Source organism: Enterobacter sp. UPMP2052 (assembly GCF_053709675.1).
This window is the reverse complement of sequence record NZ_JBSKJR010000015.1, coordinates 1-25,067: the sequence shown is the minus strand read 5'-3', so window position 1 is coordinate 25,067 and position 25,067 is coordinate 1. Positions and strand designations below refer to the sequence as shown.

The window sequence follows — 25,067 nt, the reverse complement described above, 5'->3', positions numbered from 1 at the left end:
CTATGTACCAGGTTGTCGCATCTGATTTAGATGGCACGCTGCTTTCGCCCGACCACACCCTGTCGCCTTACGCGAAAGAGACCTTAAAACTCCTGACCGCCCGTGGCGTGAACTTTGTGTTCGCCACTGGCCGCCACCACGTAGACGTGGGGCAGATCCGCGATAACCTGGAGATCAAAGCCTACATGATCACCTCCAACGGTGCGCGCGTGCACGACACCGATGGCAACCTGATCTTTACCCATAACCTCGACCGCGACATCGCCACCGATCTCTTCGGCGTGGTGAACAACAACCCGAATATCGTCACCAACGTGTACCGTGACGACGAGTGGTTTATGAACCGCCACCGCCCGGACGAGATGCGTTTCTTCAAGGAAGCCGTGTTTAACTACTCCCTGTACGAACCGGGGCTGCTGGATCCGGAAGGGATCAGCAAAGTGTTCTTTACCTGCGAAAACCACGAAGAGTTGCTGCCGCTGGAGCAGGCGATTAACGCGCGCTGGGGCGACCGGGTGAACGTCAGCTTCTCAACGCTGACCTGTCTGGAAGTGATGGCGGGCGGGGTCTCTAAAGGCCATGCGCTGGAAGCGGTAGCCAAACGTCTGGGCTTCGGGCTGAAAGACTGTATCGCCTTTGGCGACGGCATGAACGATGCTGAGATGCTCTCTATGGCGGGCAAAGGCTGCATCATGGAGAACGCGCACCAGCGCCTGAAAGATCTGCATCCTGAGCTGGAAGTCATCGGTACCAACGGTGACAACGCGGTGCCGAAGTACCTGCGCAAACTGTTTCTTGAATAATCTTCATTCGGTTATTTATTGCTCAGTCGTCAACTAAAGAGTTCGCTACAATGCCTGTCCTTCTTTCTGAGAGACAAGCATTGTGGCGCTACTCATTATCACCACCATCCTGTGGGCCTTCTCCTTTAGCCTGATTGGCGAATACCTTGCCGGTTCGGTCGACAGCTACTTCTCGGTGCTGATGCGCGTGGGGCTGGCGGCGCTGGTGTTCCTGCCGTTTCTGCGCACGCGCGGGCAAACGCTGAAAACTCTCCTGCTGTACATGCTGGTGGGCGCGATGCAGCTCGGCATCATGTATCTGTTCAGCTTCCGGGCCTACGTTTACCTGTCCGTCTCGGAATTCCTGCTCTTTACCGTGCTTACGCCGCTGTACATCACGCTGATCTACGATCTGCTCAGCAGGCGTCGTCTGCGCTGGGGATATCTGCTAAGCGCTGCGCTGGCGGTCGTGGGGGCGGCGATTATTCGTTATGACAAAGTAAGCGACCACTTCTGGACCGGGCTGATGTTCGTCCAGCTTGCCAATATCAGCTTTGCCATCGGCATGGTGGGCTACAAGCGCCTGATGGAGACCCGCCCGATGCCGCAGCACAACGCCTTTGCCTGGTTCTATATGGGCGCGGCAATCGTTGCGGTAGCGGCGTGGTTTATGCTCGGCAATCCGCAGAAGCTGCCGACCACGTCGCTACAGTGGGGCGTTCTGGTATGGCTGGGCGTGGTCGCGTCCGGGCTGGGTTACTTCATGTGGAACTACGGCGCGACCCAGGTGGACGCCGGTACGCTGGGGATCATGAACAACGTTCATGTGCCTGCCGGGCTGTTGGTCAACCTGGCGATCTGGCAGGAACAACCGCACTGGCCGAGCTTCATTATTGGGGGAGCAGTGATCCTGGCTTCGCTGTGGGTGCATCGCCGTTGGGTCGCTCCGCGCTCCGCACAAACGGAAGATGGTCGCACGCGTGGTTCCGCGTTGAACGAATAAACGCTTCCGTAATCGGCTGACGCTGCTCGCCATCGCGCACGGCGGCGTACAGCCGGCTCCACAGTCCTTCACCCAGGGTTTTGGTCACCACCAGGCCCTGGCGTTCAAAACTCTCCACCACCCAGTGCGGCAGCGCCGCGATGCCCATTCTGGCGGCAACCATCTGAATCAACAGCAGGGTGTTATCCACGCTTTTCAGCTGTGGGCTGATGCCCGCTGGCTGGAGGAAATGACGCCAGATATCCAGTCGGCTGCGCTGAACCGGGTAAATCAGCAGCGTTTCCGTGGCCAGATCTTCAGGGCTGATGCGCGTTTTGGCGGCCAGCGGATGGTCCGGGGCCAGCACCAGACGCACCTCGAAATCAAACATCGGGGAATAGTGCAGCCCGCTGCGCGGCAGTATGTCCGAGGTCATCACCAGATCCAGCTCGCCCTGCTGGAGCGAAGGCTGAGGATCAAACGTCACGCCGGAGGTAAAGTCCATCTCCACCTGCGGCCACTTCTGGCGGAAGTTCTCAAGCGCGGGGGTCAGCCACTGAATACAGCTGTGGCACTCAATGGCGATGCGCAGCCTGGTCTGCTGCGGCTCGTTGCAGGACTGCAGGGCGCTCGCAATCTGCGGCAGCACCTGATTCGCGAGCTGGAGCAGAATTTCACCCTGCGGCGTAAAGCGCAGCGGCTGGCTCTTACGCACAAACAGACGAAAGCCAAGGCGTTGTTCCAGATCGCTGAACTGGTGAGAAAGTGCGGACTGGGTCTGATGCAGCGTGGCCGCCGCCGCCGCGAGTGAACCGCAGTTCCGCAACGCTTGTAGCGTTTTCAGGTGTTTTATCTCGATCATGAAAGTCCTTCACTTCGCCATGAACAATTTGCGCTTGAGGAATATACAGTACCTGCCAATTATAGATGTGTAAACATCTGGACGTCTAAATAACGAATTTCACAAGGGGCACACCATGACAATCCGTAATCACACTCTCGGTTTCCCTCGCGTTGGTCTGCGTCGCGAGCTGAAAAAAGCGCAGGAAAGCTACTGGGCGGGCAACCTCAGCCGTGAAGAATTGCTGGCAACGGGCCGCGAGCTGCGCGCACGTCACTGGGACCAGCAGAAAGACGCAGGCATTGACCTGCTGCCCGTGGGCGATTTCGCCTGGTACGACCATGTTCTGACCACCAGCCTGCTGCTTGGCAACGTGCCGGCTCGTCATCAGAACAGCGATGGATCGGTAGATATCGACACCCTGTTCCGCATTGGCCGTGGCCGTGCGCCAACGGGTGAGCCAGCGGCAGCGGCGGAAATGACCAAATGGTTCAACACCAACTATCACTATATGGTGCCTGAGTTTGTGAAAGGTCAGCAGTTCAGGCTGACCTGGACCCAGCTTCTGGATGAAGTGGACGAAGCGCTGGCGTTGGGGCATCAGGTGAAACCTGTCCTGCTGGGGCCGGTGACGTACCTGTGGCTGGGCAAGGTAAAAGGCGAGCCGTTCGACCGCCTGAGCCTGCTGAACGACATTCTGCCGGTCTACAAACAGGTGCTCATTGAGCTGGGTAAACGCGGTATTCAGTGGGTACAAATCGATGAGCCTGCGCTGGTACTGGAGCTGCCGCAGGCGTGGCTGGATGCCTTCAAGCCGGCATATGCCGCGCTTACCGGGCAGGTGAAGCTGCTCCTGACCACCTATTTTGAAGGCGTCACGCCGAACCTGAATACCATTACCGCGCTGCCGGTGCAGGGCCTGCACGTTGACCTGGTCCACGGCAAAGACGATGTGGTAGCGCTGCACAAACGCCTGCCGGAAGAGTGGCTATTATCCGCAGGCCTGATCAACGGTCGTAACGTATGGCGCGCCGACCTGACCGAGAAATATGCACAAATCAAAGACATTGTCGGGAAACGTGAGCTGTGGGTCGCATCGTCCTGCTCGCTGTTGCACAGCCCCATCGACCTAAGCGTTGAAACCCGTCTGGATGCGGAAGTGAAAAGCTGGTTTGCCTTTGCCCTGCAGAAATGCCAGGAGCTGGCCCTGCTGCGCGACGCCCTTAACAGCGGCGACACGGCGGCGATTGCCGAATGGAGTGCCCCGATTCAGGCGCGTCGTCACTCGTCCCGCGTTCACAACCCGGCGGTAGAGAAACGCCTGGCGGCCATTACCGCCCAGGACAGCCAGCGTCAGAGCGCCTATGAGGTGCGTGCTGAAGCCCAGCGTGCCCGCTTTAACCTGCCTGCCTGGCCAACCACCACTATCGGCTCGTTCCCGCAGACGACTGAAATCCGCGGTCTGCGTCTCGACTTCAAAAAGGGCAAACTGGACGCCAGCCACTACCGTACCGGTATCGCTGAGCACATCAGGCAGGCGATTACCGAGCAGGAGCGTCTCGGCCTGGACGTGCTGGTTCACGGCGAGGCCGAGCGTAACGACATGGTGGAGTATTTCGGCGAGCATCTCGACGGCTTCGTCTTTACCCAGAACGGCTGGGTCCAGAGCTATGGCTCCCGCTGCGTGAAACCGCCGGTGGTGATCGGCGATATCAGCCGCCCGGAAGCGATCACCGTGGAGTGGGCGAAGTTCGCCCAGTCGTTGACCGACAAGCCGGTGAAAGGCATGCTGACCGGCCCGGTGACCATTCTATGCTGGTCTTTCCCGCGTGAAGACGTTAGCCGCGAAACCATCGCGAAGCAAATCGCGCTGGCGCTGCGTGACGAAGTGGCGGACCTCGAGGCGGCGGGCATCGGCATCATCCAGATTGATGAACCGGCGCTGCGTGAAGGCCTGCCGCTGCGTCGCAGTGACTGGGACGCTTATCTGAAGTGGGGCGTGGAGGCATTTCGCATCAACGCTGCCGTGGCGAAGGACGACACGCAGATCCACACTCACATGTGTTACTGCGAGTTTAACGACATCATGGACGCTATCGCCGCGCTGGACGCCGACGTGATCACCATTGAGACCTCGCGCTCGGACATGGAGCTGCTGGAATCGTTCGAGGAGTTTGATTACCCGAATGAAATCGGGCCGGGCGTGTACGACATTCACTCGCCAAACGTGCCCAGCGTGGAGTGGATTGAGGCTCTGCTGAAGAAGGCCGCCCAGCGCATTCCGGCAGAGCGCCTGTGGGTGAACCCGGACTGCGGCCTGAAAACCCGCGGCTGGCCGGAAACCCGAAGCGCCCTGGCAAACATGGTGAAGGCGGCGCAGAACTTGCGTCAGGGGTAATATAATCGCCCACCCAAAATGTAGGCCCGGTAAGGCATCGCCGCCACCGGGCTTTTTACTTTTACGCTTTCTTCCCGCCGTACTGGCTAAACCATGCCAGCATTCTCTGCCAGCCATCTTTGGCAGACTCCGCGTGATAGCTCGGACGATAATCGGCATTGAAGGCATGTCCGGCATCCGGGTAAACCACGATCTCCGCCTTTGCGTTAGCCGCGCGAAGCGCATGGCGCATCGTGTCGACCGTATCCAGCGGAATACCGGTGTCCTGACCGCCGTACAGCCCCAACACAGGCGCGTTGAGATCGGTCGCGATATCAACAGGGTGCTTCGGCGAATTCAGCGTTTTTTCTCCAACCAGTTTGCCGTACCAGGCCACAGCGGCTTTGAGCTGCGGATTGTGTGCGGCATACAGCCAGCTAATGCGCCCACCCCAGCAGAAGCCGGTGACCATCAGACGGTGCGGATCGCCGCCGTTGCGCGCCGCCCAGCTGGCGACGTGGTCGAGGTCGGCCAGCACCTGTGCATCCGGCACTTTGCTGACTAAATTACTGAACAGCGTCGGAATATCGCTGTAGTCATTGGGGTCGCCCTGGCGAAAATAGAGTTCTGGCGCAACGGCCAGATAACCCTCCAGCGCCAGGCGGCGGCAGAGGTCGCGAATGTGCTCGTGAACGCCAAAAATCTCCTGAACCACAATCACGATCGGCAGCGGACCCTCCGCCGATTCTGGCCGCGCGTGATAAGCAGGCATATTCTCTCCCTGCGTGGGAATCGAGGTTTCGCCCCCGGTAATCGCCTCTTCAGGCGTTGAGACGAGGGTGGAAGCATGAGGGGCCGCAGCAGGTGCAAAGCCGGTTTTTTCAGTCATGGCATTCTCCGTACCAATGAGTTAGCGCAAAGGTAAATATAGACACCAGGTTAACAATCCACAGTGCCTGATACGGTCTATCTTTTGTGCAGTGTCCTACGATATAACTTGTTAATGTGATGTAAATCACTATTTGACGGAAATTAACTGCAATCATTTTCATTCATGGTGAGATGTGTCACGAAATTCAGCGCTTTGCTTCTGTAAAGTACCTTTTTACTTCTTCTGACTAACCGACCCACAGAGGAGTCACCTATGTCTAAGTCTGATGTTTTTCATCTCGGCCTCACTAAAAACGATTTACAAGGGGCTACGCTGGCTATCGTCCCTGGCGATCCTGAGCGTGTGGAAAAGATCGCCGCTCTGATGGATAAGCCGGTTAAGCTGGCAGCCCATCGTGAATTTACCACCTGGCGCGCGGAGCTGGATGGCAAAGCGGTCATCGTCTGCTCTACCGGTATCGGTGGCCCGTCGACCTCTATCGCTGTTGAAGAACTCGCTCAGCTGGGCATTCGTACTTTCCTGCGTATCGGTACCACGGGCGCCATTCAGCCACACATCAACGTGGGTGACGTGCTGGTCACGACCGCATCCGTGCGTCTGGATGGTGCAAGCCTGCACTTTGCGCCGATGGAATTCCCGGCCGTCGCTGATTTTGAATGTACCACTGCGCTGGTGGACGCGGCGAAATCCATTGGTGCCACCACGCACGTGGGCGTCACCGCCTCTTCAGATACCTTCTATCCGGGCCAGGAGCGTTACGACACCTTCTCTGGCCGCGTGGTCAGCCGCTTTAAAGGCTCCATGGAAGAGTGGCAGTCAATGGGCGTGATGAACTACGAAATGGAATCTGCAACCCTGCTGACCATGTGTGCCAGCCAGGGCCTGCGCGCCGGTATGGTGGCGGGCGTTATCGTTAACCGCACCCAGCAGGAGATCCCGAACGCTGAGACCATGAAGCAGACCGAAAGTCATGCGGTGAAAATCGTGGTTGAAGCGGCTCGCCGCCTGATCTAATCCTCTCTTCTGAGATAAAAGGCCGACACGTTCGGCCTTTTCTTTTTGCGTAGCGCCTCGCAGGAAAACCCTTTCAAACTGGACGTTTATACAGCACAATTCTATTTTATGCGGGAAATTCGTTGATGCAGGGGGCAGTGTGGATATCTCTATCCTGATTTATGCAGTGGTTGCGCTGGTGAGCGTGGGCGTAGGCTGGCTGATCGCCAGCTACCAGCACGCGCAGCAAAAGGCCGACCAGCTGGCAGAGCGTGAAGAGATGGTTGCCGAACTAAGCGCGGTAAAACAACAGCTTGCCCAAAGTGGTCACTGGCGCGACGAGTGCGAGCTGCTTAATAACGAAGTGCGCAATCTGCGTGATATCAACACCTCGCTGGAAGCCGATCTTCGCGAAGTGACTACCCGCCTTGAATCTACCCAGCTGCATGCGGAAGACAAAATCCGCCAGATGATCAACAGCGAACAACGCCTGAGCGAGCAGTTTGAGAACCTCGCGAACCGCATTTTCGAGCACAGCAACCGCCGCGTTGACGAACAAAACCGCCAAAGTCTGAACAGCCTGCTGACGCCCCTGCGCGAACAGCTTGATGGCTTTCGCCGCCAGGTGCAGGACAGCTTTGGCATGGAGGCGCGAGAGCGCCACACCCTGGCCCATGAAATTCGTAACCTCCAGCAACTGAACGCCCAGATGGCGCAGGAAGCCATCAACCTGACGCGCGCGCTGAAAGGCGATAACAAAGCGCAGGGCAACTGGGGCGAAGTGGTGCTGACCCGCGTGCTGGAAGCCTCTGGCCTGCGGGAAGGGCATGAATACGAGACGCAGGTCAGCATTGAAAACGATGCCCGCTCGCGCATGCAGCCGGATGTGATTGTCCGCCTGCCGCAGGGCAAGGACGTGGTGATTGATGCCAAAATGACGCTGGTGGCGTATGAACGCTACTTCAACGCGGACGATGACTATACCCGCGAATCGGCGCTGCAGGAGCATATCGCGTCGGTGCGTAACCACATTCGTCTGCTGGGCCGCAAAGACTACCAGCAGCTGCCGGGGCTGCGTTCGCTGGACTACGTGCTCATGTTTATCCCGGTCGAACCCGCGTTTCTGCTGGCGCTCGACAGACAGCCCGAACTGATAACGGAAGCGCTGAAAAATAACATTATGCTGGTCAGCCCTACCACGCTGCTGGTGGCCTTGCGCACCATTGCTAACCTGTGGCGCTACGAGCACCAGAGCCGCAATGCGCAGCAGATCGCCGACCGTGCCAGCAAGCTGTACGACAAAATGCGCCTGTTTGTGGACGACATGTCCTCCGTAGGGCAAAGCCTGGATCGCGCCCAGGATAATTACCGCCAGGCGATGAAAAAACTTGCCTCCGGTCGCGGCAATCTTCTGGCTCAGGCGGAGGCATTTCGCAGCATGGGGGTGGAAGTGAAGCGCGAGATTAATCCGGAACTGGTTGAACAAGCCACGGCGCAGGACGAAGAATTTCGCCTGCGTGAAGGGGCTGGTGAACAAAAGACATCCAGCGAAGACAATGATTTAGCGGCGGGATTATCCGCAGATGAGCAGCCGACGCGTTTCTATCACGGTGGTTGAATCGTAGGGCAAATGCGCCCAATCTGTTACACTTCACAAACATTTTACTGATTAGCAGGCTCTGAGATGGTTGACGATTCACAAGACACAACGCACTTTGGCTTTCAGACTGTCGCCAAAGCGCAGAAAGCTGACATGGTGGCCCACGTATTTCATTCCGTGGCGGCGAAGTACGATGTGATGAATGACTTGATGTCATTCGGTATTCATCGCTTGTGGAAGCGCTTCACCATCGACTGTAGCGGCGTGCGTCGCGGTCAGACTGTACTGGATTTGGCAGGTGGCACGGGCGACTTAACGGCTAAATTCTCCCGCCTGGTGGGGGAAACCGGTCGCGTTGTGCTGGCAGATATCAACGACTCCATGTTGAAAATGGGGCGTGAGAAGCTACGTAACATCGGGGTTGTCGGCAACGTCGAATACGTGCAGGCAAATGCCGAAGCGCTGCCGTTCCCGGACAACACCTTTGACTGTATCACTATCTCGTTTGGCCTGCGTAACGTCACCGATAAAGACAAAGCGCTGCGCTCTATGTACCGCGTGCTGAAGCCGGGCGGACGCCTGCTGGTGCTGGAGTTCTCCAAACCGATTATCGATCCGCTGAGCAAAGCTTACGACGCCTACTCCTTCCACGTTCTGCCACGCATTGGTGAGCTGGTGGCAAACGATGCAGAGAGCTACCGCTACCTTGCGGAATCTATTCGTATGCACCCCGATCAGGACACCCTGAAGGCGATGATGCAGGATGCGGGTCTCGAAAACGTAGAGTACTTCAACATGACGGCGGGCGTCGTCGCGCTGCATCGCGGTTACAAGTTCTGAGTGGAGGTCTTCTGTGCCCTTTAAACCCTTAGTCACTGCAGGCATTGAGAATGTACTGAACGCCTTTCTGTACCGCGCGCCTGCGCTGAAAGCTGCGCGCCAGCGGCTGAACGGCAAGGTTTTGCGCATTGCGTTAAAAGAGTTCTCGACCCCGCTTGTGCTGGTTTTCAGCGAACGCCAGCTTGACGTTCTGGGTGAGTGGGAAGGCGAGGCTGATTGCGCCGTCATCACGCACATGAGCGTGCTGCCAAAACTGCGCGATCGTCAGCAGCTCACGGCGCTGATCCGCAGCGGTGAGCTGGAGGTTGAAGGTGACATCCAGGTTGTGCAGAACTTCGTTGCGCTCAGCGATCTCGCCGAGTTTGACCCGGCAGAGTTGCTTGCGCCTTATATCGGCGACATTGCAGCAGAAGGGATCGGCAAAGCCATTCAGGGCGGGACGGCGATCCTGCGTAAAACGCTGCAACGACAGCAGCGCTATGCAGCGGAAGTGTTAACCGAAGAGTGGCGAATGGCACCGGGACCGCTGGAAGTGGCATGGTTTGCAGAAGAGACGGCGGCCGTAGAACGTGCGGTTGATGCATTAACCAAACGGCTGGAAAAACTGGAGGGCAAATGACGCCTGGTGAAATTCGGCGCCTCTACTTTATCGTTCAGACATTTTTGAGTTACGGGCTCGACGAGCTTATCCCCAAAATGCGTATCACGCTGCCGCTTCGTCTCTGGCGGCGAACGTTGTTCTGGATGCCCAATCGCCATAAAGATCAGGAGTTAGGTGAACGTCTGCGTCTGGCGTTACAGGAGCTTGGTCCGGTCTGGATTAAGTTCGGGCAGATGCTCTCGACCCGTCGCGATCTCTTCCCGCCACAAATTGCCGATCAGCTTGCGCTCCTGCAGGATCGCGTTGCGCCGTTTGACGGCGCACGGGCCAAAAAGCAGATTGAACAGGCGATGGGCAACATTCCTGTTGAAACCTGGTTTGATGATTTTGACATTCAGCCGCTTGCCTCGGCCTCTATCGCTCAGGTGCATACCGCGCGCCTGAAAGAGAACGGCAAAGAGGTGGTAATCAAGGTTATCCGCCCTGATATCCTGCCGATTATCAGAGCCGATATGAAGCTTATCTATCGCCTTGCGCGCTGGGTACCGCGTCTGCTGCCTGACGGACGTCGTCTACGTCCGCTGGAAGTGGTGCGTGAGTATGAAAAAACGCTGATTGATGAACTCAATCTGCTGCGTGAATCCGCGAACGCTATTCAGCTGCGCCGCAACTTTGAAGGCAGCCCGATGCTCTACGTGCCGGAGGTCTACTCAGACTATTGCAGCGAAGGCATGATGGTGATGGAGCGCATTTACGGCATTCCTGTTTCCGATGTGGTTGCGCTGGAAAAGCAGGGAACCAACATGAAGCTGCTGGCCGAGCGCGGGGTTCAGGTCTTCTTTACTCAGGTCTTCCGCGACAGCTTCTTCCATGCGGATATGCACCCGGGCAACATTTTTGTCAGCTACGAACACCCTGAAAACCCGAAATACATCGGTATCGACTGCGGTATTGTCGGCTCGCTGAACAAAGAAGATAAACGCTACCTCGCAGAGAACTTTATCGCGTTCTTTAACCGCGATTACCGCAAAGTGGCTGAACTGCACGTCGATTCCGGCTGGGTTCCGCCGGATACCAACGTTGAAGAATTTGAGTTTGCGATCCGTACGGTTTGTGAACCGATTTTTGAAAAACCGCTGTCGGAGATCTCTTTCGGCCACGTTTTACTCAATCTGTTTAATACGGCGCGTCGCTTCAACATGGAAGTGCAGCCTCAATTAGTTTTACTTCAGAAAACACTACTTTACGTTGAGGGCGTAGGCCGCCAGCTCTATCCTCAGTTAGACTTGTGGAAAACGGCGAAGCCTTTCCTTGAATCGTGGATTAAAGATCAGGTCGGTATTCCGGCGCTGGTTCGCTCCTTAAAAGAGAAAGGACCGTTCTGGATTGAAAAAATGCCTGAAATTCCTGAACTGGTTTACGACAGTTTGCGTCAGAGCAAGAACCTTCAGCACAGCATGGATACAATCGCCCACGAGCTTAAAACCAGTCGTGCACGTCAGGGTCAGTCACGTTATCTCTTTGGGATAGGGGCGACGCTGCTACTAAGCGGCACGCTGCTGCTGATCAATCGCCCGGACTGGGAGATGATGCCCGCCTGGCTGATGGCCGCGGGCGTCGTGGTCTGGCTCGCTGGCTGGAGAAAAACGCGCTGAATTAGCATCGCTATCGACAGGTTGCATACGTATAATGCGACCTGATTAATTAATCATCTATCACTGGGGAACACGTATGGGTGGTATCAGTATCTGGCAATTGTTAATCATTGCCGTCATCGTCGTACTGCTGTTTGGTACGAAGAAACTCGGTTCTATCGGTTCCGATCTGGGTGCATCTATCAAAGGCTTTAAGAAAGCCATGGGCGATGATGAAAGTAAGCAGGACAAAGCCAGCCAGGATGCGGACTTCACTGCTAAAACCATCGCTGATAAGCAAGATGAAGCCAAAAAGGAAGACGCTAAACGCCACGATAAAGAGCAGGTGTAATTCGTGTTCGATATTGGTTTTGGTGAGTTACTGCTGGTCTTCGTGATTGGCCTGATTGTGCTGGGGCCGCAACGTTTACCCGTCGCGGTAAAAACCGTTGCGGGTTGGGTGCGTGCGCTGCGCTCGCTGGCTACGACGGTACAAAACGAGCTGGCACAGGAGCTTAAGCTTCAGGAATTTCAGGACAGCCTGAAAAAGGTTGAGAAGGCGAGCATGGACAACCTAACGCCGGAGCTGAAAGCCTCGATGGACGAACTGCGTGAAGCGGCGGAATCCATGAAGCGGTCTTACAGCATTAACGATCCTGAAAAGGCGAGCGATGAAGCTAACACCATCCATAACCCGGTGGTGAAAGGCAGCGAAGAACAGCGTGAGGGCGTAACGCCATCAAGCGCTGAGCATCAGGCCGCTGCGCCTGAGCAGACGCCGCAGGAATCCGAAGTGAAAAAACCGGTGCAGCCGGAAGAGCCCGTGGTAAAAGCGGCTGAAGCAAAGCCCGCTGCCCCCGTTTCCGAATCATCCCCTTCGTCGAGTGATAAAGCGTAAACATGGCAGTAGATGATACTCAACCGCTCATTGCGCACCTGATTGAGCTGCGTAAGCGCCTGTTAAACTGCATTATTGCGGTTTTCCTCATTTTCCTGTGCCTGGTCTATTTTGCTAATGACATCTATCAGGTGGTCTCCGCGCCGCTGATTAAGCAAATGCCGCTGGGTGCAACGATGATCGCAACGGACGTTGCGTCACCGTTCTTTACCCCGATTAAGCTGACATTCTGGGTGTCGCTGATTGCCTCTGCGCCGGTCATTCTGTATCAGGTCTGGGCGTTTGTAGCGCCTGCGCTGTACAGACACGAACGCAAGCTGGTGATCCCGCTGCTGGTGTCCAGTTCCCTGCTGTTCTATATCGGCATGGCGTTCGCCTATTTCGTGGTCTTCCCGCTGGCCTTTGGCTTCCTGACGCATACCGCGCCGGTGGGCGTTCAGGTGTCGACGGATATTGCCAGCTACCTCAGCTTCGTTATGGCGCTGTTCATGGCGTTTGGCGTGGCGTTTGAAGTGCCGGTAGCCATTGTGCTGCTCTGCTGGGTGGGCGTCACCACGCCTGAAGATCTGCGTAAAAAGCGCCCGTATATCCTGGTCGGGGCATTTGTTGTGGGCATGCTGCTGACGCCGCCGGACGTTTTTTCCCAAACGCTGTTGGCTATACCGATGTACTGCCTGTTTGAAGTCGGGGTGTTCTTCTCGCGCTTCTATGTGGGTAAAGGACGTCGGCAGAACGAAGAAGACGACGAGTCTGAACAGACCACAGAAGAATAAAACCAGCCGCCCGTCAGGGCGGTTGTCATATGGGGAAGCGCATGTTTGATATTGGACTCAATCTCACCAGCCCGCAGTTTGCCAAAGATGTCGACGACGTCGTCGCGCGCGCGTTTACCGCAGGGGTAAAAGGCCTGTTGCTGACGGGAACCAACCTGCATGAGAGCGAGCAGGCGCAGCAGCTGGCGCAACGTTATGACCATTGCTGGTCAACGGCAGGGGTACACCCTCATGACAGCAGTCACTGGACGGATCGCAGCGCTGAAACGCTCCGTCAGCTGGCGATGACGCCTGAGGTGGTCGCCATCGGCGAGTGCGGTCTCGATTTTAACCGCAACTTTTCAACGCCTGATGAGCAGGAACGGGCCTTTACCGCCCAGCTTGCTCTGGCAGCCGAGCTGGAAATGCCGGTCTTTATGCATTGCCGCGATGCCCACGAACGTTTCCTCACGCTGCTGGAACCGTGGCTTGATAAGCTGCCTGGGGCCGTGTTGCACTGTTTTACCGGATCGCGACAGGAGGCACTTGAGTGCCTGCAGCGTGGGCTGTATTTGGGGATAACCGGCTGGGTTTGCGATGAGCGTCGTGGGCTTGAACTGCGCGACTTACTGCCCGTCATTCCGGCTGATCGCCTGCTGGTAGAAACGGATGCGCCCTATTTACTGCCGCGCGATATAAAGCCCAAACCGGCCTCTCGGCGTAACGAACCGGCCTGGCTGGGGCATATCGTTGAACGCGTGGCGCACTGGCGCGGGGACGATCCGCAGTGGCTGTCAGCGCAAACGGACGACAACGTTCGCCGCCTGTTTGGGATAACGTTTTAAACTTTGCGGAAGTCGGTGTTTTTAACGCTTTGCAGCACCTGTTTATTCAGCAGGTTTAGCAGCAGCATGGAGCGGGCTTCCCCGTCCGGCTCAGAGAAGATAGCCTGAAGGCCCTCAAACGCGCCTTCGGTGATCACCACGCTATCGCCCGCATAGGGCGTTTCCGGGTCGGTTATTCCTTCCGGTTGCTGATAGACCGATAGCTGATGGATAACCGTTGAGGGGACCGTCGCGGGGCTGGCACCAAAACGCACAAAGTGGCTGACGCCGCGCGTGGCGCTGATGGTCGTGGTGTGGATGACTTCCGGGTCGAATTCGACGAACAGATAGTTTGGGAACAGAGGTTCGCTGACGAGGGCGCGTTTGCCACGCTGCATTTTTTCAAGCGTGATCACGGGCGTCAGGCAGTTCACAGACTGACGTTCCAGATGTTCCTGCGCGCGTTGAAGTTGCCCGCGTTTGCAATACAGTAAATACCAGGCCTGCATAATCACTCTTTCCCTTTATTCGGGGCGCAAGCATACCAAAATCCAGGTGGGATCGCTAAGGTGATTATAATGGCCGCCAAGGAAGTAAGTCGCAGAAATTCACCCCAATTTAACAAAATTACAGCATCACGCAGGCTTACGCCGTATAATGAAGCGCTTACAGAGAGGCCATGACTAACTGCATGAAATACCACGATCTACGCGACTTCCTGGCACTGCTGGAAAAGCAGGGCGAACTCAAACGCATTACGCTTCCTGTCGATCCCTGTCTGGAGATGACAGAAATTGCCGACCGCACCTTGCGTGCCGGTGGCCCCGCTTTGTTGTTTGAAAATCCAAAAGGCTATGCCATGCCGGTGCTGTGCAACCTGTTCGGCACACCGCGTCGCGTGGCGATGGGGATGGGGCAAGAGGATGTCACGGCGCTACGTGAAGTGGGCAAACTGCTGGCCTTTCTGAAAGAGCCTGAACCACCAAAAGGCTTCCGCGATTTATTCGACAAACTGCCGCAGTTTAAGCAGGTGTTGAATATGCCAACCAAACGCCTGCGCGGTGCGCCGTGCCAGCAGAAAGTGCTGGAAGGCGACGCGGTTGATCTGACAAAAATCCCGATTATGCAGTGCTGGCCCGAAGATGCCGCGCCGCTCATTACCTGGGGCCTGACCGTAACGCGTGGCCCGCACAAAGAGCGCCAGAATCTCGGCATTTATCGCCAGCAGCGGATTGGAAAAAACAAACTCATCATGCGCTGGTTGTCCCATCGCGGTGGCGCACTGGACTTCCAGGAGTGGTGTGCAGCGCATCCCGGCGAGCGTTTCCCTGTTTCTGTCGCGCTGGGTGCTGACCCGGCGACGATCCTTGGGGCGGTCACACCCGTGCCGGATACGCTCTCCGAATACGCCTTTGCGGGACTTTTGCGCGGCACGAAAACCGAAGTGGTGAAGTGCATCTCTAATGACCTGGAAGTGCCGGCCAGCGCTGAGATTGTCCTTGAGGGTTACATTGAGCAGGGCGAGCTGGCTCCGGAAGGGCCCTACGGCGACCACACGGGCTATTACAACGAAGTGGATAACTTCCCGGTGTTTACCGTAACGCACATTACCCAGCGTGACGATCCGATTTACCACTCGACCTATACGGGCCGTCCACCGGATGAACCGGCTGTGCTGGGCGTGGCGCTGAACGAAGTGTTTGTGCCGATCCTGCAAAAGCAGTTTCCGGAAATCGTTGATTTCTATCTGCCGCCGGAAGGGTGCTCTTACCGCCTGGCCGTTGTGACCATCAAAAAGCAGTATGCCGGTCATGCTAAACGCGTGATGATGGGCGTATGGTCTTTCCTGCGCCAGTTTATGTATACCAAATTTGTGATTGTCTGCGATGATGACGTCAATGCCCGCGACTGGAATGACGTTATCTGGGCCATTACCACGCGTATGGATCCGGCGCGCGACACGGTGCTGGTGGAAAACACACCGATTGATTATCTGGATTTTGCCTCGCCGGTTTCCGGCCTTGGCTCAAAGATGGGACTGGATGCCACGAATAAATGGCCTGGCGAAACCGACCGTGAATGGGGTCGCCCGATCGAAAAAGATCCTGCCGTGACCGCGCGCATTGACGCGATCTGGGACGAGCTGGCCATAATGAGTAACGGTAAAACTGAATCTGACCGTTAAGCCCTATAGACTTCCCGACAGAGAGAGCGAATGACAACCTTAAGCTGTAAAGTGACTTCGGTAGATGCCATTACCGACACCGTATATCGCGTCCGTTTAACGCCTGAAGCGCCATTCTCTTTCCGCGCTGGTCAGTACTTAATGGTTGTGATGGATGAGCGCGATAAGCGTCCTTTCTCGATGGCTTCAACGCCTGCTGAGCAGGAATTTATTGAGCTGCATATCGGTGCGTCAGAGCTTAACCTGTATGCGATGGCGGTGATGGATCGCATTCTGAAGGAGCGTGAAATCGTCGTGGATATTCCACACGGTGAAGCCTGGTTGCGTGATGACGAAGAGCGTCCCCTGATCCTGATTGCCGGTGGCACCGGCTTCTCCTACGTGCGTTCGATTCTGCTGACCGCGCTGGCGCGCAACCCGAATCGTGATATCACGATTTACTGGGGCGGCCGTGAAGAGAAGCATCTGTACGATCTGTCTGAACTGGAAGCGCTGAGCGTAACCCATCCGAACCTGCGCATTGAGCCAGTTGTTGAGCAGCCTGAAGAGGGCTGGCGTGGACGCAACGGGACGGTGTTAACGGCGGTACTGCAGGATTACGGTACGCTGGCGGGGCACGATATCTATATTGCCGGTCGTTTCGAAATGGCGAAAATTGCCCGTGACCTGTTCTGCAATGAACGCGATGCGCGTGAGGACCGTCTCTTCGGCGATGCGTTTGCGTTCATTTAAATAAAAAAACCCGCCCCTGACAGGCGGGAAGAACGGCAACTAAACTGTCTCTCTTCGCCAATGACGCCATAACTGCGTTAGCTGCGCTCGTTCACCCGAATCACTTACTTGAGTAAGCTCATCGGGATTCGCTCGCTTGCCGCCTTGTTCTGACGCCATTGGCTTTGAGATACTTTTCCTGATTTACACTCTTTCAAATACCGTCGCGATACCCTGACCCAGCCCGATACACATTGTTGCCAGGCCAAACTGGGCATCTTTGCGTTCCATCAGGTTAATCAGCGTGGTGCTGATACGCGCGCCGGAACAGCCCAGCGGGTGACCAAGGGCGATCGCCCCGCCGTTGAGGTTAATCTTCTCGTCGATCTGCTCCATCAGCCCCAGATCTTTAATGCACGGCAGGATCTGCGCGGCGAAGGCTTCGTTCATCTCAAAGAGATCGATATCGCTGGCAGTTAAACCGGCTTTTTTCAGCGCCAGCGTTGAGGCCGGAACCGGGCCGTAACCCATAATCGACGGGTCGCAGCCGACAACCGCCATCGAACGCACTCGGGCGCGTGGCGTCAGGCCCAGCTCGCGGGCGCGGCTTTCGCTCATCACCAGCATTGCTGCTGCACCGTCGGAAAGCGCAGACGAGGTGCCTGCGGTCACCGTGCCGGTGACCGGATCAAAGGCCGGACGCAGCGTGGAGAGTCCTTCGACGGTCGTCTCCGGGCGGATCACTTCGTCCCAGGTAAACTGCTTCAGCACGCCGTCGGCATCATGACCGCCGGTGGGAATGATCTCGTTCTTAAACGCGCCGGACTGCGTGGCGGCCCAGGCGCGGGCGTGAGAGCGCGCGGCAAAGGCATCCTGCATTTCACGGCTGATACCGTGCAGGCGTGAGAGCATCTCGGCGGTCAGCCCCATCATACCGGCGGCTTTCGCGACGTTGCGGCTCATGCCCGGGTGGAAATCGACACCGTGGCTCATGGGTACGTGGCCCATATGTTCCACGCCGCCGACCAGGCACGCCTGCGCATCACCGGTCATGATCATGCGGGCCGCGTCGTGCAGCGCCTGCATTGACGAGCCGCACAGGCGGTTGACGGTGACGGCCGGAACCGAATGCGGGATCTCCGCCAGCAGCGACGCGTTACGGGCGATGTTGAAGCCCTGCTCCAGCGTTTGCTGCACGCAGCCCCAGTAGATATCGTCCAGCGCCGCAGGATCCAGCGCCGGGTTGCGCGCCAGCAGGCTGCGCATCAGGTGTGCGGAGAGGTCTTCCGCGCGTACGTTGCGAAAGGCTCCGCCCTTGGAACGGCCCATCGGGGTACGAATTGCATCAACAATGACAACCTTTTCCATTGTGACTCCTTAAGCCGTTTTCAGCTCGCCAACCGGACGGGCGGGCTCAACTGCGGGATAGTAGGGTTCGTTATGGTGCGCTTTGTTACGCAGACCTTCCGGCACGTCATAGAGCGGGCCGAGGTGCTGGTACTGCTGCGCCATATCGAGATATTTTGCGCTGCCGAGCGTATCCAGCCAGCGGAACGCGCCGCCGTGGAACGGTGGGAAGCCAAGGCCATAGACCAGCGCCATATCCGCTTCGGCCGGGCTGACGATAATGCCTTCTTCCAGGCAACGCACCACTTCGTTAATCATCGGAATCATCATCCGGGCGATGATTTCTTCGTCGGTAAAGTCCCGTTTTGGCTGACTAACGTCGGACAACAGGCCATCCACCGCCGGATCTTCTTCTTTCTTCGGCTTGCCCTTGCTGTCTTCTTTATAGCGCCAGAAGCCCAGGCCGTTTTTCTGACCAAAACGGTTGGCGTCAAACAGCGCGTCAATCGCGTCGCGGTAATCTTTCTGCATACGCTGCGGGAAGCCCGCCGCCATCACCGCCTGCGCGTGATGTGCGGTATCAATGCCGACCACATCCAGCAGGTATGCCGGGCCCATTGGCCAGCCGAACTGTTTTTCCATCACTTTATCGACTTTGCGGAAGTCTGCGCCGTCGCGCAGCAGCTGGCTGAAGCCGGCGAAGTACGGGAACAGCACGCGGTTGACGAAGAAGCCCGGACAGTCATTCACCACGATCGGCGTTTTGCCCATTTTGCTGGCCCACGCCACCACTTTGGCGATGGTCTCGTCAGAGGTTTTTTCACCGCGGATCACTTCGACCAGCGGCATACGGTGCACCGGGTTGAAGAAGTGCATGCCGCAGAAGTTTTCCGGGCGCTTTAATACGCTTGCCAGTTCGCTAATCGGAATGGTGGAGGTGTTCGAGGCCAGAACGGTGTCCGGGCGAACCTTATCTTCGGTCTCGGCCAGTACCGCTTTTTTGACCTTCGGATTCTCAACGACCGCTTCCACTACCACGTCCACGCGATCGAAACCGCTGTATTCCAGCGTGGGCTGGATCGTGGAGATCACGCTGGACAGCTTCAGGCCGTCAATTTTGCCGCGCTCCAGCTGTTTGTTGAGCAGTTTGGCCGCTTCGGTCATGCCCAGCGTAAGGGATTTATCGCTGATATCCTTCATCACCACCGGCACGCCTTTCCAGGCCGACTGATAAGCAATACCGCCGCCCATAATGCCTGCGCCGAGCACCGCCGCGTGTTTTGGCGTCTCAACGTGTTTGGTCAACTGTTTGGCTTTACCCTTCACGAACTGATCGTTCAGGAAAATGCCAACCAGCGCGCGGGCCTCATTGGTGTGCGCCAGCGGGACAAAGCTTTGGTTTTCAAGCTTCAGGGCTTCATCACGTCCCAGGCGGGCTGCCGCCTCGATGGTTTTCACCGCGGTGATCGGCGCCGGATAGTGTTTACCCGCCGTTTGCATCACCATGCCTTTGGCGATGGTGAAGCTCATGGCCGCTTCAATTTTGCTGAGCTTTAACGGCTCGAGCTTCGGCTGGCGTTTGGCTTTCCAGTCGAGATCGCCATTGATTGCCTGACGCAGAACCGCAACAGAACCCTCAATCAGTTTTTCCTGCTTAACGACGCCATCCACCAGGCCGATTTTCAGCGCCTGCTCCGCGCCAACGTCTTTACCGGCGGCAATGATCTCCAGCGCGCTGTCGGCACCGAGCATGCGTGGCATACGCACGGAACCGCCAAAGCCCGGCATGATGCCCAGTTTGGTTTCCGGTAAGCCGATGCGCAGGTCTGGCGTGGCCAGACGATAATCGGTGGCCAGCACGCACTCGCAGCCGCCGCCCAGCGCATAGCCGTTCACGGCGGAGATCGTCGGAACCGGTAAATCTTCCAGACGATTAAAGACGCTGTTGGCAAAGTGCAGCCACTGGCTCAGCTGTTCTTCCGGAACGAGGAACAGCGAGAGGAATTCGGTGATATCCGCACCGACAATAAAGGCCGCTTTATTTGAGCGCAGCAGCAGCCCTTTTAAATCAGGTTGTTTTTCAAGCACGTCCAGCGCCTGGCCAAGGCTGGCCACCGTCGCGGTATCGAGCTTGTTGACTGAGCCGGGGGCATCGAACACCAGTTCGGCAATGCCATCTTCCAGCCAGTTGAGGTACAGGGTGTCGCCTTTGTAGAGCATGTCAGTCTCCTGAATCCAGCATGTGGATCTGGTCGTACCAGATGAGACGGAGTGTGGGATTTATGTTAATAAAATGCAAATTACTCATTAAGAAATTGCTGCATTGATCACGGTCGGTGGAAATCACGCAGTGAGGGAGAGGTGTGCTAAGATGCGATGACTTGAGGTCAATAAAACGAAAGGAAGAATGATGGACTCACTGGCTTCGCTTTATAAAAATCATATCGTTACCCTACAGGAACGTACCCGCGATGTGCTGGCGCGCTTTAAGCTGGACGCGCTGCTGATTCACTCCGGTGAGCTGATGAACACGTTTCTCGACGATCATGCTTATCCCTTCAAAGTTAACCCGCAGTTTAAAGCCTGGGTGCCAGTAACACAGGTTCCCAACTGCTGGCTGCTGGTGGATGGCGTGAACAAGCCGAAACTGTGGTTCTACCTGCCGGTGGACTACTGGCACAACGTTGAACCGCTGCCGACGTCCTTCTGGACGGAAGAAATTGATGTGATTGCGCTGCCGAAAGCCGACGGCATTGGCAGCCAGTTGCCCGCTGCGCGCGGCAACATCGCCTATATCGGCCCTGTTGCGGAGCGCGCGCTGGGTCTGGATATTCCGGCAGATAAACTCAACCCGAAAGGGGTGCTGGATTACCTGCACTATAACCGCGCTTATAAAACCGATTACGAACTGTACTGCATGCGCCAGGCGCAAAAAACGGCCGTTACCGGCCACCGTGCGGCGCATGAAGCCTTCCTGTCCGGCATGAGCGAGTTCGATATCAACCAGGCCTACCTGACCGCCACCGGTCATCGTGATACCGATGTCCCTTACAGCAACATTGTGGCGCTGAACGAGCATGCCTCTGTACTGCACTACACCAAACTGGATCACCATGTACCCTCTGAGATGCGCAGCTTCCTGCTGGATGCGGGCGCGGAGTACAACGGCTACGCGGCTGACCTGACCCGTACCTGGGCGGCGAATGCGGATACGGACTTTGCGCACCTCATTAAAGACGTTAACGATGAACAGCTGGCGCTTATCAGCACCATGAAAGCGGGCACCAGCTACGTGGATTACCACATCCAGTTCCATCAGCGCATCGCCAAACTACTGCGTAAGCATCAGATTGTGAAAGACATGAGCGAAGAGGCGATGGTTGAGAACGATCTGACCGGGCCATTCATGCCGCACGGTATTGGTCACCCGCTGGGTCTGCAGGTTCATGATGTCGCTGGCTTTATGCAGGATGATACCGGCACGCATCTGGCCGCACCGTCAAAATATCCTTTCCTGCGTTGCACCCGCATTCTTGAGCCACGCATGGTGCTGACCATTGAGCCGGGGATCTACTTTATCGAATCCCTGCTGGCACCGTGGCGCGAAGGGCAGTTCAGCAAGCACTTCAACTGGGAAAAAATTGAGGCGCTTAAACCGTTTGGCGGTATCCGTATCGAAGACAACGTGGTTATCCACGAAAACGGTACCGAGAACATGACGCGAGATCTGAAGCTGGCCTGATGGAAAGCTGGCTGATACCGGCTGAACCGGTCACCTTTGTTGAGGAAATCAAGAAAAGCCGTTTTATCACGCTGCTCGCGCATACCGAGGGCGTGGAGGCGGCCAGGGCGTTTGTCGAGTCCGTTCGCGCGCAGCATCCTGACGCACGTCACCACTGCGTGGCGTGGGTAGCGGGGCCGCCAAACGACTCGCAGCAGCTGGGGTTTTCAGACGACGGTGAACCGGCGGGAACGGCCGGTAAGCCCATGCTCTCGCAGCTGATGGGCAGCGGTGTGGGCGAAATCACCGCCGTGGTGGTTCGCTACTACGGCGGGATTTTATTAGGCACGGGTGGGCTGGTGAAAGCCTACGGTGGCGGCGTCCAGCAGGCGCTGAATCTGCTGATAACCACCCGCAAAACGCCACTGACCGAATATACTCTGTTATGTGACTACGCCCAGCTTTCGGGCATTGACGCGCTGCTCAGGCAGTTTAACGGCGCGATAGTCCACAGCGATTACCAGGCGATGGTGCAACTGCGTGTGGCGCTTCCACAGGCGGAACTGGCTGCTTTTTCAGCGAAACTCGCTGATTTTAGTCGCGGCGCGTTGCAATTGCTGCCGATTGAAGAATAATCCCCACCTTACTTTTAATACCAAAGGAAGCGGCAGAGATGCATTTTCGTGCCATTACCCGAATCGTTGGACTGCTGGTCATACTCTTTTCCGGGACGATGATCCTCCCTGGACTGGTGGCGCTTCTTTACAGAGACGGTGCGGGTCGCGCGTTTACCCAGACCTTCTTTGTTGCGCTGGCGATCGGTTCGCTGCTGTGGTGGCCAAACCGCCGTGAAAAAGGGGAACTGAAATCGCGCGAGGGGTTCCTGATTGTCGTGCTGTTCTGGACGGTGCTGGGAAGCGTCGGTTCGCTGCCCTTTATCTTCTCTGAACAGCCTAACCTGAGCATCACGGATGCCTTTTTTGAATCCTTCTCCGGCTTAACGACTACCGGTGCCACCACGCTGGTAGGGCTGGATTCGTTACCCCACGCAATCCTCTTTTATCGTCAGATGCTCCAGTGGTTCGGCGGTATGGGGATCATCGTGCTTGCTGTGGCTATTCTGCCCATCCTCGGCGTCGGCGGGATGCAGCTCTATCGCGCTGAAATGCCAGGCCCGCTAAAAGATAACAAAATGCGGCCACGTATTGCCGAGACGGCGAAAACCCTGTGGCTTATCTACGTTTTGCTGACGGTGGCCTGTGCGCTGGCGCTGTGGTTTGCCGGTATGCCCGCATTTGATGCCATCGGACACAGCTTTGCGACCATCGCTATCGGCGGATTTTCAACGCACGACGCCAGCGTGGGCTACTTTGACAGCCCAACGATTAACACCATTATTGCCATCTTTTTGCTGATCTCCGGCTGTAACTATGGCCTGCACTTCTCTTTACTGAGCGGGCGTAGCCTGAAAGTGTACTGGCGTGACCCGGAGTTCCGCATGTTTATTGGCGTGCAGTTAACGCTGGTCATTATCTGTACCCTGGTCCTGTGGTTCCACGACGTTTATACCTCGGCGGTCACAACGCTAAACCAGGCGTTCTTCCAGGTAGTGTCGATGGCGACGACCGCCGGTTTTACCACGGACAGCATTGCGCGCTGGCCGTTGTTCCTGCCGGTCCTGCTGCTTTGCTCCGCGTTTATTGGGGGCTGTGCCGGGTCAACGGGCGGGGGGCTGAAGGTGATTCGAATTCTGCTGTTATTCAAGCAGGGGAACCGTGAGCTGAAACGTCTGGTCCACCCGAACGCGGTCTACAGTATCAAGCTGGGAAACCGCGCACTGCCTGAACGTATTCTCGAAGCCGTGTGGGGGTTCTTCTCCGCCTATGCGCTGGTCTTTATTGTCAGTATGCTGGCTATTATTGCTACCGGCGTTGATGATTTCTCGGCGTTTGCTTCTGTTGTGGCTACGCTTAATAACCTTGGCCCTGGGCTGGGCGTGGTGGCGGATAACTTTGCCAGCATGAACCCGGTCGCGAAGTGGATCTTGATTGCCAACATGCTGTTTGGTCGTCTTGAGGTCTTTACGCTGCTGGTTCTGTTTACCCCAACATTCTGGCGCGAGTAAGGAGTCGTCGGTGAAAACACTTATTCTTTTCTCAACGCGAGACGGGCAAACGCGTGAGATTGCCTCTTATCTTGCTTCTGAATTAAAAGAGCAGGGCATTTACTCGGACGTGGTGAACCTGAACCGTGCCGAACAGATTGCCTGGCAGGATTACGATCGCGTAGTGATTGGCGCGTCCATTCGTTATGGTCATTTCCATCCTGCACTGGACCGTTTCGTGAAGAAACACCTGGCTGCGCTCAGTCAGCTGCCTGGCGCGTTCTATTCGGTCAACCTGGTCGCCCGTAAAGCTGAAAAGCGTACGCCGCAGACGAACAGCTATACGCGTAAGTTTTTGCTGAACTCGCCATGGCAACCCGATCTGTGTGCTGTCTTCGCCGGGGCGCTGCGCTACCCGCATTATCGCTGGTATGACCGGATGATGATCCGCCTGATTATGAAAATGACCGGTGGTGAAACCGATACGCGTAAAGAAGTGGTGTATACCGACTGGCTGCAGGTGGCCGGTTTTGCCCGGGAAATCGCACAGTTAACAAGCGATTCGCGGGTAAATTAAGCGTGAAGTTTGAAAAGTGAGCGAACGACAATTTTTTTGTATCTTATGCTTGTCACTTCAGAATAACTCCCTATAATGCGCCTCCACTGACACGGAACAACGGCACACACGCCGCCGGGTCAGCAGAGAAAAGCGAAATTAAAGCTTGACTCTGAGGCGGGAAAGCGTAATATGCACACCCCGCGCCGCTGAGAAAAGCGAAGCGGCACTGCTCTTTAACAATTTATCAGACAATCTGTGTGGGCACTCAAAGTGACATGGATTCTTAACGTCGCAAGACGAAAAATGAATACCAAGTCTCTGAGTGAACATACGTAATTCATTACGAAGTTTAATTCACGAGCATCAAACTTAAATTGAAGAGTTTGATCATGGCTCAGATTGAACGCTGGCGGCAGGCCTAACA

The 25,067-nt window shown here is 56.4% G+C and carries 23 protein-coding genes; 18 read left to right on the top strand and 5 right to left on the bottom strand.

The annotated features are described in order from the left end of the window. Positions 1-2 precede the first annotated feature (2 nt). Both yigL and ACWKX3_RS22040 read left to right on the top strand, forming a co-directional pair. The gene (gene yigL, locus ACWKX3_RS22045) at positions 3-803 is read left to right on the top strand and encodes a sugar/pyridoxal phosphate phosphatase YigL (RefSeq protein ID WP_141113605.1); all 801 of its coding nucleotides are present in this window, start codon (positions 3-5) and stop codon (positions 801-803) included. An 82-nt stretch (positions 804-885) separates the two neighbouring features. Continuing rightward, positions 886-1,785 (top strand): carboxylate/amino acid/amine transporter, encoded by a 900-nt coding sequence (locus ACWKX3_RS22040; RefSeq protein WP_454542487.1) that lies wholly within the window; start codon positions 886-888, stop codon positions 1,783-1,785. Here ACWKX3_RS22040 and metR read toward each other — a convergent pair. Beyond that, positions 1,673-2,626 (bottom strand): HTH-type transcriptional regulator MetR, encoded by a 954-nt coding sequence (metR, locus tag ACWKX3_RS22035; RefSeq protein ID WP_006179262.1) that lies wholly within the window; start codon positions 2,624-2,626, stop codon positions 1,673-1,675. The two genes, ACWKX3_RS22040 and metR, sit on opposite strands and share 113 nt — an antisense overlap. A gap of 115 nt (positions 2,627-2,741) precedes the next feature. Here metR and metE point away from each other — a divergent pair, with 115 nt between their 5' ends. Beyond that, positions 2,742-5,003, top strand: a complete 2,262-nt coding sequence (gene metE / locus ACWKX3_RS22030) for a 5-methyltetrahydropteroyltriglutamate--homocysteine S-methyltransferase (protein ID WP_202561363.1) — start codon at positions 2,742-2,744, stop codon at positions 5,001-5,003. 61 nt (positions 5,004-5,064) lie between these two features. Here the strand turns inward: metE and ACWKX3_RS22025 are convergent, their stop codons facing one another. Then, complete coding sequence (locus tag ACWKX3_RS22025) at positions 5,065-5,871, bottom strand: dienelactone hydrolase family protein (protein ID WP_454542486.1); 807 nt, start codon at positions 5,869-5,871, stop codon at positions 5,065-5,067. 255 nt (positions 5,872-6,126) lie between these two features. Here ACWKX3_RS22025 and udp point away from each other — a divergent pair, with 255 nt between their 5' ends. The 9 genes from udp (at position 6,127) to tatD (ending at position 14,037) form a co-directional block, all read left to right on the top strand. After that, a complete protein-coding gene (gene udp / locus ACWKX3_RS22020) occupies positions 6,127-6,888 on the top strand; it encodes a uridine phosphorylase (protein ID WP_006179273.1) in 762 nt (253 codons plus the stop codon). Positions 6,889-7,027: 139 nt separating this feature from the next. Beyond that, complete coding sequence (gene rmuC, locus ACWKX3_RS22015) at positions 7,028-8,485, top strand: DNA recombination protein RmuC (protein WP_058610822.1); 1,458 nt, start codon at positions 7,028-7,030, stop codon at positions 8,483-8,485. A 66-nt stretch (positions 8,486-8,551) separates the two neighbouring features. Next, positions 8,552-9,307 (top strand): bifunctional demethylmenaquinone methyltransferase/2-methoxy-6-polyprenyl-1,4-benzoquinol methylase UbiE, encoded by a 756-nt coding sequence (gene ubiE / locus ACWKX3_RS22010; protein WP_006179275.1) that lies wholly within the window; start codon positions 8,552-8,554, stop codon positions 9,305-9,307. A gap of 13 nt (positions 9,308-9,320) precedes the next feature. Further along, positions 9,321-9,926, top strand: a complete 606-nt coding sequence (gene ubiJ, locus ACWKX3_RS22005) for a ubiquinone biosynthesis protein UbiJ (RefSeq protein WP_058610821.1) — start codon at positions 9,321-9,323, stop codon at positions 9,924-9,926. Further along, positions 9,923-11,563, top strand: a complete 1,641-nt coding sequence (gene ubiB / locus ACWKX3_RS22000) for a ubiquinone biosynthesis regulatory protein kinase UbiB (RefSeq protein WP_006179277.1) — start codon at positions 9,923-9,925, stop codon at positions 11,561-11,563. Before ubiJ ends, ubiB begins: the two co-directional genes overlap by 4 nt. A 76-nt stretch (positions 11,564-11,639) precedes the next feature. Next, complete coding sequence (gene tatA / locus ACWKX3_RS21995) at positions 11,640-11,894, top strand: Sec-independent protein translocase subunit TatA (protein WP_006179278.1); 255 nt, start codon at positions 11,640-11,642, stop codon at positions 11,892-11,894. A gap of 3 nt (positions 11,895-11,897) precedes the next feature. Beyond that, positions 11,898-12,440 (top strand): Sec-independent protein translocase protein TatB, encoded by a 543-nt coding sequence (gene tatB / locus ACWKX3_RS21990; protein ID WP_006179279.1) that lies wholly within the window; start codon positions 11,898-11,900, stop codon positions 12,438-12,440. Positions 12,441-12,442: 2 nt separating this feature from the next. Further along, positions 12,443-13,213, top strand: coding sequence for a Sec-independent protein translocase subunit TatC (gene tatC / locus ACWKX3_RS21985; protein ID WP_006179280.1), 771 nt, complete (start codon positions 12,443-12,445; stop codon positions 13,211-13,213). Positions 13,214-13,254: 41 nt separating this feature from the next. After that, positions 13,255-14,037, top strand: coding sequence for a 3'-5' ssDNA/RNA exonuclease TatD (gene tatD / locus ACWKX3_RS21980; RefSeq protein WP_101738460.1), 783 nt, complete (start codon positions 13,255-13,257; stop codon positions 14,035-14,037). Here tatD and rfaH read toward each other — a convergent pair. Further along, on the bottom strand, positions 14,034-14,525 hold the full coding sequence (gene rfaH, locus ACWKX3_RS21975) for a transcription/translation regulatory transformer protein RfaH (RefSeq protein WP_006179282.1): 492 nt from the start codon (positions 14,523-14,525) through the stop codon (positions 14,034-14,036). The two genes, tatD and rfaH, sit on opposite strands and share 4 nt — an antisense overlap. A 170-nt stretch (positions 14,526-14,695) precedes the next feature. On the opposite strand from rfaH, the gene ubiD reads away from it, so the two are divergent. Both ubiD and fre read left to right on the top strand, forming a co-directional pair. Beyond that, entirely contained in the window at positions 14,696-16,201 is a 1,506-nt protein-coding gene (ubiD, locus tag ACWKX3_RS21970) for a 4-hydroxy-3-polyprenylbenzoate decarboxylase (protein ID WP_137273437.1), read from the top strand. A 30-nt stretch (positions 16,202-16,231) separates the two neighbouring features. Then, a complete protein-coding gene (gene fre, locus ACWKX3_RS21965; protein WP_058610818.1) occupies positions 16,232-16,933 on the top strand; it encodes an NAD(P)H-flavin reductase in 702 nt (233 codons plus the stop codon). A 183-nt stretch (positions 16,934-17,116) separates the two neighbouring features. On the opposite strand, the gene fadA is transcribed toward fre, so the two are convergent. Further along, on the bottom strand, positions 17,117-18,280 hold the full coding sequence (gene fadA / locus ACWKX3_RS21960) for an acetyl-CoA C-acyltransferase FadA (protein WP_006179285.1): 1,164 nt from the start codon (positions 18,278-18,280) through the stop codon (positions 17,117-17,119). A 9-nt stretch (positions 18,281-18,289) separates the two neighbouring features. Beyond that, positions 18,290-20,479, bottom strand: coding sequence for a fatty acid oxidation complex subunit alpha FadB (gene fadB / locus ACWKX3_RS21955; RefSeq protein WP_454542485.1), 2,190 nt, complete (start codon positions 20,477-20,479; stop codon positions 18,290-18,292). A gap of 190 nt (positions 20,480-20,669) precedes the next feature. On the opposite strand from fadB, the gene pepQ reads away from it, so the two are divergent. Genes pepQ through hemG form a run of 4 tightly spaced genes read left to right on the top strand, consistent with a single transcriptional unit; the run spans position 20,670 to position 24,661 of the window. After that, positions 20,670-22,001 (top strand): Xaa-Pro dipeptidase, encoded by a 1,332-nt coding sequence (gene pepQ, locus ACWKX3_RS21950; RefSeq protein WP_042322756.1) that lies wholly within the window; start codon positions 20,670-20,672, stop codon positions 21,999-22,001. Continuing rightward, positions 22,001-22,615, top strand: a complete 615-nt coding sequence (locus ACWKX3_RS21945; protein ID WP_236348362.1) for an IMPACT family protein — start codon at positions 22,001-22,003, stop codon at positions 22,613-22,615. Before pepQ ends, ACWKX3_RS21945 begins: the two co-directional genes overlap by 1 nt. Before the next feature lie 38 nt (positions 22,616-22,653). Further along, positions 22,654-24,105 carry a Trk system potassium transporter TrkH gene (gene trkH, locus ACWKX3_RS21940; RefSeq protein ID WP_006179290.1) on the top strand — a complete coding sequence of 484 codons (1,452 nt, stop codon included), beginning with the start codon at positions 22,654-22,656 and terminating at the stop codon, positions 24,103-24,105. Between the two features lie 10 nt (positions 24,106-24,115). Continuing rightward, a complete protein-coding gene (hemG, locus tag ACWKX3_RS21935; RefSeq protein WP_006179291.1) occupies positions 24,116-24,661 on the top strand; it encodes a menaquinone-dependent protoporphyrinogen IX dehydrogenase in 546 nt (181 codons plus the stop codon). Positions 24,662-25,067: the final 406 nt, after the last annotated feature.